Raw genomic sequence first — 12,147 nt, 5'->3', positions numbered from 1 at the left:
CGGCACCGCCGGGCCCGCTCCGGGTGCGGAGGGCGGCGGGGGAACAGAGGATGCGAGGGGTGGCGAGCCGCACGCACCGGCTCCGTCGAACCGAGAAGCGACATCCGAGGGAGACAACACCATGGCGCCCGAGCGATCCTCTTCCGGCAGCACCGCGTCCCGCGACCCCGGGCTCGCGCTGCCCGTGGCCGTACGGGCGGGGTGGAGCGACCTGGACCTGCGCGCGGTGGACACCGTTCGGGTGCTCGCCGCCGACGCGGTCCAGAGGACCGGCAACGGACACCCCGGCACGGCGATGAGCCTGGCGCCGCTCGCCTACCTGCTGTTCCAGCAGGTCATGCGGCACGACCCCGCCGACGACCAGTGGCTGGGCAGGGACCGCTTCGTCCTCTCCTGCGGCCACAGCAGCCTCACCCTCTACATCCAGCTCTACCTGGCCGGCTACGGCCTGGAGATGGAGGACCTGAAGGCACTGCGCACCTGGGACTCCGCGACCCCGGGCCACCCGGAGTACCGGCACACCCGCGGGGTCGAGATCACCACCGGTCCGCTCGGCCAGGGGATGGGAGCCTCCGTCGGGATGGCGATGGCCGCCCGCCGGGAGAGGGGCCTGCTCGACCCGGACGCCGCGCCGGGCACCAGCCCCTTCGACCACCGCGTCTACGTGCTGACGTCCGACGGCGACATGATGGAGGGCGTCGCGTCCGAGGCGGCGTCCCTGGCCGGTCATCAGCAACTGGGTAACCTCGTGGTGTTCTACGACTCCAACCACATCTCCATCGAGGACGACACCGACATCTCCTTCAGCGAGGACGTCCCGGCCCGCTTCGCCGCGTACGGATGGCACGTGCAGACCGTGGACTGGACCCGTACCGGCGACTACGTCGAGGACGTCGACGCCCTGCTCGCCGCGATCGAGGCGGCGAAGGCGGAACAGTCCCGGCCCTCACTCATCATGCTGCGCACGATCATCGGCTGGCCCGCCCCCACGAAGAGGAACACCGGAAAGGCGCACGGGGCGGCCCTGGGGGACGAGGAGGTCGCGGGCACCAAGCGGCTCCTGGGCTTCGACCCCGATGCGTACTTCCCCGTGGAGGAGGAGGTCCTCACCCACACCCGGGCCGTCGGGGAACGGGGCAGGGACGCCCGGAACCGCTGGCAGCGGACCTACGAGGAGTGGCGCACCGCCAACCCGGACCGGGCGGCGCTGCTCGACCGGCTGCGGGAGCAGGAACTGCCCGAAGGATGGACCGAGGCCCTGCCGGACTTCCCCGCGGACACGAAGGGCATGGCCACCCGCAAGGCCTCCGGCCAGGTGCTCACCGCCCTCGCGCCGGTCCTGCCCGAACTGTGGGGCGGCTCCGCCGACCTCGCGGGCAGCAACAACACGACCATGGACGGCGAACCCTCCTTCGTCCCCGCGGACCGGCAGACGGCCGAGTTCGGGGGAGGCCCCTACGGCCGGACCCTGCACTTCGGTATCCGTGAGCACGCGATGGGCGCCGTGCTCAACGGCATCGCCCTGCAGAGCCTGACCCGCCCGTACGGCGGCACGTTCCTCACGTTCAGCGACTACATGCGCCCCGCCGTCCGCCTCGCCGCCCTGATGAAGCTCCCCGCCACCTACGTGTGGACCCACGACTCGATCGGACTGGGCGAGGACGGCCCCACCCACCAGCCCGTGGAACACCTCGCGGCGCTGCGCGCGATTCCCGGACTCGACGTCGTACGCCCCGGGGACGCCAACGAGACCACCACCTGCTGGCGGACGATCCTGGAGCACCGCGACCGCCCCGCCGGCCTCGTCCTGACCAGGCAGAACCTTCCGGTTTTGGACCGCGCCGACGGCGTCCACTCCTCTGCCGAAGGAGCGGCACGCGGCGCCTACGTCCTGGTCGAGGCCTCCGGAAACACTCCCGACGTCATCCTCGTGGCGACGGGGTCCGAGGTCCACATCGCCCTCGCCGCCCGGAAGACGCTGACCGACGAGGGGCTCTCCGTCCGGGTGGTGTCGATGCCCTGCCGCGAATGGTTCGCCGAGCAGCCGCCGGCCTACCAGGACGAGGTGCTGCCGCCGGACGTGCGCGCCCGCGTCAGTGTGGAGGCCGCGGTCGGCCAGGGCTGGCGGGAGGTCGTCGGCGACGCCGGCCGGATCGTCAGCCTGGAGCACTACGGCGCGTCCGCCGACTACGAGCGGCTGTACGAGGAGTTCGGCATCACCGCCGAAGCCGTCGCCGCGGCGGCACGCGCCAGCATCCGCGACGCCGTGGAACCCCCGAGGCCGGGCGGACGACGGTCGTAGGCCACCCACGCGGTCCGCACCGGAGCGAACCGGTTCCCTAACCCATCTGACGCCGCACCAGCGCGTGGAGCTGACCGCCCGTGTCCGCGAGGAGATCGGCGGGCGGCCCCTCCTGCACGACACGGCCGTCCGCCATGACGATCACCCGGTCGGCGTCCAGGACGGTGGACAGCCGGTGTGCGATCACGACCCGGGTGGCACGCAGGGACCGGGTGCTCTCGATCACCGTGCGCTGGGTCTCGTTGTCGAGCGCGCTGGTGGCCTCGTCGAAGAACAGGATGCGGGGACGCCGGACGAGCGCCTGGGCGATCATCAGCCGCTGGCGCTGGCCCCCGGAGATCGAGCCGCCCCCCGAGATCATGGTGTGCAGCCCCATCGGCATCCGCTTGATGTCTTCGGCCAGCCCCGCCATGGCGGCTGCCTCCCACGCCTCCTCCTGGGTGAAGACCTCGGCTCCGCAGATGCAGTCCAGGATCGATCCGGAGAGCGGCTGGGCGTTCTGCAGGACGACCCCGCACTGGCGGCGCACGGCCGCCTGGTCGAGGGCCGTCAGGTCCTGACCGTCGTACAGGACACTCCCGGAGACCGGTTCGTCGAAGCCGATGAGCAGCCTCAGCAGCGTCGACTTCCCGCATCCACTGGGCCCCACGATCGCGACGAACTCGCCCGGACGCACACTGAGTGACACCTCGTCGAGGACGACGGGCCCGTCGTCGGAGTACCGGAAGGACACTCCTCTGGCCTCGATCTCCCCGGACAGCGTCCCCGGCTGCGTGCTGGTGCCACGCACCTCGGGCGCCTCGTCGAGCACCGGCTTGATCTGCTCGAACATCGGCAGCACGGCGGCGGCGGACACGAACGCCCCGGTGAGCTGGGTGACCGCGGTCAGCAGCATCGTCACGGACGTGTTGAAGGTCAGGAACTCACCGGCGGTCAGGGAACCCCGCGCCGGGCCGGCCAGCAGGACGAAGACGATCAGCGAACAGAGCGGCAGATACACGGCGTTGAGGACCGTCGTCATGTTCTTGATCCGGCCCGCCCGCTTCTGCAGCTCACGGCTGCGGGCGAACTCCGACGCCCACGCCCCGTACGCGAAGCTCTCCGCCGCGGCGACCCGTAGCTTGGGCAGCCCCCGCAGGGTCTGGAACGCCTGGTTGTTCAGCTTGTTCCCGAGTTCGACCAGACGCCGCTGCCAGCGGAGCTCCCACATGCCCATGGTCAGGAACACCCCGGCTATGACCACCAGCATCGCGACGGCGGTCAGCGCCAGCGGAACGCTGAACCAGAGCAGCAGACCCAGGTTCATCACCCCGAGCGTGCCCGCCTGCACCACCACGGGACCGGTGCCGGACAGCACCCGGCGGATGGCACTCACCCCCATCGCCGCGCTCGCCAGCTCCCCGGTGGACCGCGAGGTGAAGAACTTCGTCGGCAGCCGCAGCAGCCGGTCCCACACCGCGGGCTGGAGCGTGCTCTCGATCCGCCCCTCCATGCGCAGGATCGTGAGGTTCTGCAGCAGCATGAACGCCGCCGAGACGACACCGGAGATGATGACGGCCAGTGACACCTGCACGATGAGCGCGTTCTGCGCCTGGGGCACGTACACGCCGAGCACCCTGCCGGTCGCGATCGGCACCAGCGATCCCAGCGCGACCGTCACGAGCCCGGCCAGCACCAGGTTCCGCAGGTCGCCCCTGGTGCCGAACAGGCCGAAGCGCAGCAGCTGCCTCCTGTTCAACGGCTTCTCCGGGAGCGGCCGGTAGAACATCACGGCGCGCTCGTCGAAGTCCTCGGCACAGGAGCCGTCGACACGGGCACGCCGACCCGTCAGCGGGTTGACCGCCTCGTAGCGGCCGCGGCGCCAGAGCAACGCGACCGGCGCTCCGGACGCGGCCCTACTGCCCACCAGCGGGCCGGAGTTCTCCCGCCACCAGCGTCCGTCCAGCCGCACCGCCCTGGTGCGGATCCGCGAGGCGACCGCGACGCGCTCCACCGGGTCGATCCGGTCGCTCACCGCGCCCCCCGCCGCCGGCTCGGCGAGGACGATCCCGGAGTCCCGCGCCACCAGGCGGCACGCCACGTACACCGCGTCGTCGTCCGACGCGCCCTTCGCGGGCGACGTGCCACGCCCGGACCGGCCGATCGAGGTCAGCAGCGCGTGGTCGGCCTCCCTGCGGACGGCCTCACCCGCCTTCAGCCCCGCGGCCGTCCGGTCCTCGTGGGCACGCTCCAGCTGTTCGATCCAGCGGTCCAACGCCGACAGCAGGCGGTACTGCTGGTTGACCATCCCCTGCCACATCGCGGGGTCCACGAGCAGGTCACCCGCGGCCTCGGCGCTGAACGCGGCACCGTACTGCACACTGCCGGGCGACACCGGCAGCCACAGCACGTCGTCGTCGCCCACCGAGCCGTCGACGGCGGTCCGCCCGTCCAGCGGCGCCTCGAACAGCACGCGCTGACTCCGGCCCATCCCGAGCGAGAAGGCGTGCTCCAGCAGGCTGAGCGTGGCGTCCCCGGTGTCGTAGTGGCTGCGGTACTGGTTCTCGTACGGCCCCTGGTCGTACTCCGGCCGGTACAGCTCGCGCAGCGGTATCCGGCGCAGCACGCACGCCTGGAGGGGCCGCCCGACCAGGGTGTGCTGCGGGCCCTCGACCGGGCCCAGGACGAGGGTCCCCGGCTCCAGACGGCCCAGGAAGTGCCAGTGCCCCTGCTCCGCGGCGTCCACCGCGAAGAGGTCCAGGGCGCCGCCCACGACGAGCCACAGGACCTGCGGCCCTTCCAGCGACAGACTCCGCAGCCCGGTGCAGTCGACCGGCTCGCCGAGGCTTCCCAGCGCTGCGACGACCGGGTCGTGCGCCGGGGCCTCCGCGCCCGCGAGCGGATGGACGGATGCCATGTCAGTGCTCCCTGACCAGATCGGCGTAGGGGCCGCCGGCGGCCACCAGTTGTTCGTGCCGGCCGCGTTCCACGACGGTCCCGTGGTCCAGCACCACGATCTCGTCGCTGTCACGCACCGTGCTCAGCCGGTGGGCGATCACCACGCAGGCACAGCCCCGCCGCCTGAGGTTGTCGATGATGACGCGCTCGGTCTCGGCGTCCAGCGCGCTGGTGACCTCGTCCAGGACCATGATGCTGGGGCGGCGCACGAGCGCCCTGGCGATCTCCAGGCGCTGGCGCTGCCCGCCCGAGAAGTTCCGGCCGTCCTGCTCCACCCGGCTGTGGATGCCGCGGGGGCGGCGGGCGACGACGTCGTACAGGGCGGCGTCCCGCAGCGCCTCGGTCACGGCCTCGTCCGGGACCGAGGGGTCCCACAGCGCCACGTTGTCCCGGACCGTCCCCTCGAAGAGGAAGACGTCCTGGTCGACGAAGGACACCGACGCCGCCAGAGCGCCCCGGGGGATGTCCTCCAGGCGCTGCCCGTCGATGCGGATCGTGCCCTCCCACGGGCCGTAGAGCCCCGAGATGAGCCGCGAGACCGTCGACTTGCCGCTGCCGGACCCTCCGACGAGAGCCACCTGCTGACCCGGCCCCACGGACAGCGAGAAGCCGCTGAGCAGAGGTTTGTCGAGCGGGCTGTAGCCGAAGGTGATGTCCTCCAGCGTCACATGGCCCTTGAGCCGCCGGGTGCTCGCGGCGGGCTCGCGACGGGAGTACAGCGGGTCGACCGGGAAGTTCTCGACGTCCTTGAGCCGGGCCACGTCGGCCGCGAAGTCCTGGACCCGTCCCGCCACCCCGTTGAGCCTGGTCACGGGCGCGGTGAAGCGGGTCACCAGGGCCTGGAAGGCGACGAGCAGACCGATCGAGAGGTGTCCCTCGACGGCCCGCAGCCCCCCGATCCACAGGATCAGCGCACTGTTCAGCGTCGCGAGGGCGGGAGCGACGACGCCCAGCCAGGCGCTCGGCACGCCGAGGCGCTGCTGCTCATCCAGCGTCGTGGCGTGCTGCCCGGCCCACCGCCGGAAGTACCCGTTCTCGCCGCCCGTGGCCTTCATCGTCTCGATCAGCTGGAGGCCGGTGTACGAGGTGTTGGTCAGCCGTGCGCTGTCGGCCCGCAGCTTCTGGGTGCCGGTGGCCCGCAGCCGCACGACGATGCGCATGGCGACCACGTTGAGCAGGGCGATCCCCACCCCGATGACGGTCAGCTGCGGATCGTAGGTCCACAGCAGGAACGCGTAGAGCAGGACGACGATGCCGTCCACGCCCGCGGCGGTGAGGTCCCGGGCCAGGGTCTCGGCCACGGCGTCGTTGGACTGGAGACGCTGGACGAGGTCGGCCGGGCTGCGCTGGGAGAAGAAGGTGACCGGCAGCCTGAGCAGGTGCCGGAAGAACCGCGCGCTGCCGAGCGTCGACGAGATGATGCGCCCGCGCAGCAGATTCGCCTGCTGCAGCCATGTCAGGACGGCGGTGAGGGCGACCGTGGCACCCATCGCCGCGAACAGCACGCCCAGCAGCGACGTCTGTTCACCAATCATGAACGTGTCGATGTAGGTGCGGCTCAGGGCCGGCAGTGTGGCCCCGACGGCGACCAGCAGCAGGCTGGCGAGCAGGGCGGCCAGCATCGTGCCGGTGGTGCCCCTGAGGCGGCCCGGCAGCGCGGCCATGACTCCGGGCTTCCGGCCGCCGCGCCGGAAGTCCTCACCCGGTTCGAGGACGAGGACGACTCCGGTGAAGCTGGTGTCGAAGTCCTCGGTGGGCACGAACCGGCGCCCCTTGTCGGGGTCGTTGATGTAGACGCCCCGCCGTCCCAGGCGGCGCCCCATGCCGTCGTAGACGACGTAGTGGTTGAACTCCCAGAACAGGATCGCCGGGGCGCGGACCTCCGCGAGGGCCGCCGGCTCCATCTGCATGCCCTTGGCCTGGAGGCCGTAGCCGCGCGCCGCCTTGAGCACGTTGCTGGCGCGTGACCCGTCGCGCGAGACCCCGCAGGCGATCCGCAGTTCCTCCAGCGGCACGTGGCGGCCGTGGTGGCCGAGCACCATGGCCAGCGAGGCGGCCCCGCACTCCAGGGCCTCCATCTGGAGCACCGTGGGGGTGCGCACCGTCCTGGTCCGCCCGGCCTTCGGCGGGGCGCCCGCCCGTCGCCGGCCGGGCCGGCCCCCTTCCGGCCGGTGCCTGCCGCGGCCCGGGGGCGGCAGCTGCTGGGCAGTGGGGGACGGGTGCGGTGCGGTCACGGGAGCAGCCAATCGATCGGGCGCTGGTCGGCGAGCCGGACGGAACCGGTGGCCAGGGTCATGGAGCCGATCGCGTACGGCGGGCCGTCGGCCGAGGACCACCGGTAGCCGGACTTCGTGGAGTCCGAGCGCTCCAGCTTCACCAGGACGGCCAGCGGCCTGCCGCCCCGGGAGAACTGCCGGCCGAGCTGCGCGTCGCCGAGGAAGCGGGTGATCTGCTGCTGCGTCTGCGTCGCCCCGCCGACCGCTGCCACCGTGCCGCGCAGCACGCCGTACTGCTGGGAGGGGACGGACTGGACGGTCAGGTCGACGGAGGCACCCACCGGGACCGAGGAGGCGCTGTTGCCGGACACGTACAACAGGACCACCAGCGGATCGTCGGCACCGTCGATCCGTTCGACGCTCGCCACGTCCGCGCCGGTGGTGACCACCGCGCCGATCGTCGCCGTCACGGAGGTGAGCCGGCCGGCGTCGATCGTGCGGACGACGCGCTCACCCCGGTCCGTACGGACCTTGAGCAGGGGGGAGTCGCGGGGCAGGGTCTCGCCCTCGTCGGCGAGCACCTCGGTGATCTGCCCGGCGACCGGGCTCTGCAGGAGGTAGCTGCCGCGCGCGTGGGTGAGGATGCCGGGCGCGTCGAGGGTGCTGGCGACGGAGCCCGTCACGGCCCAGAAGCAGGCCGCGGCCATCACGAGGACGGTGACGCAGAGGACGAGCAGGCCCTGCGGGCGGGCGAACCGGACCGGAAGATCGAGCTGTTCGGGCGACTGCAGCTTGGAAAGGGCCTGTTGGCGGAACTGCACGGAACTCTTCCCTCACTGTCGGCGATCGGCGCCGAGCCCCGGAACCGACGGGTTCCGGGGCTCGGACGGGTACTGCCGTGTCTCAGAGACCGGCGGTCAGGCCGGAGGCCAGGCCGGTGACCGCGCCGGTGTTCACGCCGGTGGCACCCTCGACGAGGCCGGTGACCGAGCCGACGACGCCGGAGACCGGGACGATGCCCTCGACGGTGCCCGTGACGTTGCCGACGAGGCCGCCCACGAGGCCGCCCGAGACGTTGTCGAGGTCGCTGTCGGAGATCTCGGCGGTCTCGACCTGGGGGGTGTAGTTCATGATGAGCGCTGCCCTTCGTATGGAAATTTCCTAAATACGGAAACCCGTACCGCGGCCTCCGTATGGGCCAGGATCAAAGCACGTCTTTGCCTCGGGCAGCCAATCGAACTGAGGTATATCCGCAGTCGGGTAACCGTCGGAACCGACGTACGTGGAGAAGTGGTCATTCCGTGGCGGCAGTTTCTTCACGAGCTTCACCGGAAGAATTCGGCGTCGTCGCGACCTCACGCCCCTCAAGTGGGGCACTCCAGCCCTAATCGGCCCCGCGCAGCCGGTGGACCTGCGGTTCTTCGTCCAGTGGGGTGATCGGTGTGCGCACGCCGTGTGCAGATTTCCCTGAGTCGTCCGCTCCCCGATTCCGGGACGGGGTGAACGGGGTCGTGAGACCGGGTCGGAAGGTATCGGTATTCACGCCACTGTAAAACATGAGCGGCTCTCTATTTTCTTCGGACTGTTCCGGTGAATAGGCGGCGCATTTATGGAGCCTGTTTCGGTTTCCCGTGCCCGGTGCGTCACCTGGCCTTCGGATATGTGGAGAGGGTGTGCTGCCCTGCCGTCGCGGGGGGCCCGGCCGGTGGGTGTGCGACGGCCGGCGGGAGGCAGGGCTCGCGGCCGTCGCGAAAGGCGGCCGGTGAGTCATCCGATGAAACGGGTGCACCACTCTTCACTCGGGCGGCACGCGGCGCTACCATCGGGATGCCTTATGGGAGCGCTCCCATCTCTGTGTCAGTCCTGTACCGCCGCTGCGCGGCGGACCAGCTCGGAGAGGACGTTTCCGTGCGCTTGAGTGCCAGACCGATCGCCGCCCTACTGGCGGCATTTGCTCTTACCGCCGGGTTGGCGGTCGCCGGAACCCCGGCCGTGGCCCGCTCGGACGACGGTGCCGCCACGGCCGAAGCATCCGATGTGTCCCTCGCGGCGGACACCTATACCTGGAAGAACGCCCGCATCGACGGTGGCGGCTTCGTCCCGGGCATCGTCTTCAACCGGTCCGAGAAGAACCTCGCCTACGCGCGCACCGACATCGGCGGCGCCTACCGCTGGGACCAGGCGGGCAAGCAGTGGAAGCCGTTGCTGGACTGGGTGGACTGGGACCGCTGGGGATGGTCCGGGGTGGTGGGGCTCGCCTCCGACACCGCCGACCCCGACAAGGTGTACGCCGCCGTCGGCACCTACACCAACAGCTGGGACCCGACGAACGGAGCGGTCCTGCGCTCCTCGGACCGGGGCGCCTCCTGGAAGGCGGCCACCCTTCCCTTCAAGCTCGGCGGCAACATGCCGGGCCGCGGGATGGGGGAGCGGCTCGCGGTCGACCCGAACAAGAACTCCGTGCTCTACCTCGGGGCCCCCAGCGGCAACGGGCTGTGGCGGTCCACCGACTCGGGGGTCACCTGGTCGAAGGTGACCGCCTTCCCGAACCCCGGCAACTACGCGCAGGACCCGACCGACACCAGCGGGTACGGCAACGACAACCAGGGCATCGTGTGGGTGACCTTCGACGAGCGCTCCGGCAGCCCCGGCAGCGCCACCAAGGACATCTACGTCGGTGTCGCCGACAAGCAGAACACCGTCTACCGCTCCACGGACGGCGGCGCCACCTGGTCCCGGATCGCCGGCCAGCCGACCGGTTACCTCGCCCACAAGGGCGTACTGGACTCCGGGACCGGCTACCTCTACCTGACGCTCAGTGACACGGGCGGCCCGTACGACGGCGCCAAGGGCCAGGTCTGGCGGTACGACACGCGCTCCGGCGCGTGGAGCGACGTCAGCCCCGTCGCGCAGGCCGACACTTACTACGGCTTCAGCGGCCTCTCCGTCGACCGGCAGAAACCCGGCACCCTGATGGCGACCGCCTACAGCTCCTGGTGGCCGGACACCCAGATCTTCCGCTCCACGGACAGCGGCGCCACCTGGACCAAGGCCTGGGACTTCACGAGCTATCCCAACCGTGCGAACCGGTACACCCTCGACGTCTCCTCCGTACCCTGGCTCAGCTGGGGCGCGAACCCCTCACCGCCGGAGACCGCGCCCAAACTGGGCTGGATGACGGAGTCCCTGGAGATCGACCCGTTCGACTCGAACCGGATGATGTACGGCACGGGCGCCACCGTCTACGGCACCGAGAACCTCACCGCCTGGGACTCCGGCGGCCAGTTCAAGGTCACGCCCATGGTGAAGGGCCTGGAGGAGACGGCCGTCAACGACCTGGCGAGCCCGCCCTCCGGAGCGCCGCTGCTGAGCGCCCTCGGGGACATCGGAGGCTTCCGGCACACGGACCTCGACGCGGTGCCCGCGATGATGTTCACCTCGCCGAACCTGGACTCGACCACCAGCCTGGACTTCGCGGAGGCATCCCCCGGCACGGTCGTACGGGTCGGCAACGCCGACGCCGCACCGCACATCGGCTTCTCCACCGACAACGGCGCCAACTGGTTCCAGGGCTCCGAACCCTCCGGGGTCACCGGCGGGGGCACGGTCGCCGCCGCCGCGGACGGCAGCGGTTTCGTCTGGAGCCCCGAAGGCGCCGCGGTCCACCGCACCACCGGCTACGGCAACTCCTGGACCGCCTCCACCGGAATCCCCGCGGGGGCGACGGTCGAGTCCGACCGGAAGAACCCGAAGAAGTTCTACGGATTCAAGTCCGGCACCTTCTACGTGTCGACCGACGGCGGAGCCACCTTCACCGCGAAGGCCACCGGCCTCCCGGCCGAAGGTAACGTCCGCTTCAAGGCGCTGCCCGGCTCGGAGGGTGACATCTGGCTCGCCGGCGGCGCCTCCACGGGCGCCTACGGCCTCTGGCGCTCCACCGACTCCGGTACGAGCTTCACCAAGTTCACCGGTGTCCAGCAGGCCGACAGCGTCGGGTTCGGCAAGGCGGCCGCCGGGGCCTCGTACCAGACGGTCTTCGTCAGCGCGAAGATCGCAGGGGTGCGCGGCATCTTCCGTTCCACGGACGCGGGCACCACCTGGACGCGGATCAACGACGACGCGCACCAGTGGGCCTGGACCGGCGCGGCGATCACCGGGGACCCACGGGTCTACGGCAGGGTCTACGTCTCCACGAACGGCCGGGGCATCCAGGTCGGCGAGTCCTCCGGCACCGGCGGCGGTGGCACGGACCCCGGCACCGACCCCGGACCGGAGGAGCCCGCCGCCGCCGACTGCAAGGTGACGTACAAGGTCACCAACCAGTGGTCCGGTGGATTCCAGGCGGAGGTGACGCTCACCAACACCGGCACCACGGCCTACGACGGATGGCAGCTGGGCTGGTCCTTCCCGGGGGACCAGAAGGTCACCCAGATGTGGAACGCCACCCACCAGCAGACCGGGGCGAAGGTGACCGCGACGAACGTCGGCTGGAACGGCAAGGTCGCGCCCGGGGCCTCCGCGGGCTTCGGATTCACCGGCACGTCGACGGGCGCCGCCACCGGACCCGGCGCCTTCACGCTGGGCGGTGAGGCCTGCACCGTCTCCTGACACCCGCCGGCCGGTGCCGGGAGCGGCTCTCCCGGCACCGGCCCAGGAGCGGAACGAAATGGACATACCGACCCCTGTGTGGTG

General features: G+C 71.1%; 6 protein-coding genes. 2 read left to right on the top strand and 4 right to left on the bottom strand.

The annotated features are described in order from the left end of the window. The first annotated feature begins 121 nt into the window (after positions 1-121). Positions 122-2,302 (top strand): transketolase, encoded by a 2,181-nt coding sequence (gene tkt / locus IA22_RS0111130; RefSeq protein ID WP_030123511.1) that lies wholly within the window; start codon positions 122-124, stop codon positions 2,300-2,302. A 37-nt stretch (positions 2,303-2,339) separates the two neighbouring features. Here tkt and IA22_RS0111125 read toward each other — a convergent pair whose 3' ends face one another. The 4 genes from IA22_RS0111125 to IA22_RS0111110 all read right to left on the bottom strand — a co-directional run bounded on the left by IA22_RS0111125 (position 2,340) and on the right by IA22_RS0111110 (position 8,586). Further along, positions 2,340-5,198, bottom strand: a complete 2,859-nt coding sequence (locus IA22_RS0111125; RefSeq protein WP_030123510.1) for an NHLP bacteriocin export ABC transporter permease/ATPase subunit — start codon at positions 5,196-5,198, stop codon at positions 2,340-2,342. Position 5,199: 1 nt separating this feature from the next. Next, positions 5,200-7,473: an NHLP family bacteriocin export ABC transporter peptidase/permease/ATPase subunit gene (locus tag IA22_RS0111120; protein ID WP_030123509.1), complete on the bottom strand. Its 2,274-nt coding sequence runs from the start codon at positions 7,471-7,473 to the stop codon at positions 5,200-5,202. Beyond that, a complete protein-coding gene (locus IA22_RS0111115; protein ID WP_015576113.1) occupies positions 7,470-8,276 on the bottom strand; it encodes an HlyD family efflux transporter periplasmic adaptor subunit in 807 nt (268 codons plus the stop codon). Before IA22_RS0111115 ends, IA22_RS0111120 begins: the two co-directional genes overlap by 4 nt. A gap of 82 nt (positions 8,277-8,358) precedes the next feature. Beyond that, complete coding sequence (locus IA22_RS0111110) at positions 8,359-8,586, bottom strand: hypothetical protein (protein WP_014157700.1); 228 nt, start codon at positions 8,584-8,586, stop codon at positions 8,359-8,361. Between the two features lie 777 nt (positions 8,587-9,363). Between IA22_RS0111110 and IA22_RS0111105 the strand changes: the two genes are divergently transcribed. Beyond that, positions 9,364-12,063 (top strand): cellulose binding domain-containing protein, encoded by a 2,700-nt coding sequence (locus tag IA22_RS0111105; RefSeq protein WP_363102848.1) that lies wholly within the window; start codon positions 9,364-9,366, stop codon positions 12,061-12,063. Positions 12,064-12,147 lie beyond the last annotated feature (84 nt).

This window comes from Kitasatospora papulosa (assembly GCF_000717245.1).
GTDB lineage: Bacteria > Actinomycetota > Actinomycetes > Streptomycetales > Streptomycetaceae > Streptomyces > Streptomyces papulosus.
Note: the sequence above shows the minus strand (reverse complement) of the source record. Positions and strands in the feature narration are given on the sequence as shown.

Bases quoted from the DNA above. Each gene is read 5' to 3' on its own strand.
- IA22_RS0111125 (WP_030123510.1), bottom strand. From the start codon at position 5,198: ATGGCATCCGTCCATCCGCTCGCGGGCGCGGAGGCCCCGGCGCACGAC.
- tkt (WP_030123511.1), top strand. From the start codon at position 122: ATGGCGCCCGAGCGATCCTCTTCCGGCAGCACCGCGTCCCGCGACCCC.
- IA22_RS0111110 (WP_014157700.1), bottom strand. From the start codon at position 8,586: ATGAACTACACCCCCCAGGTCGAGACCGCCGAGATCTCCGACAGCGAC.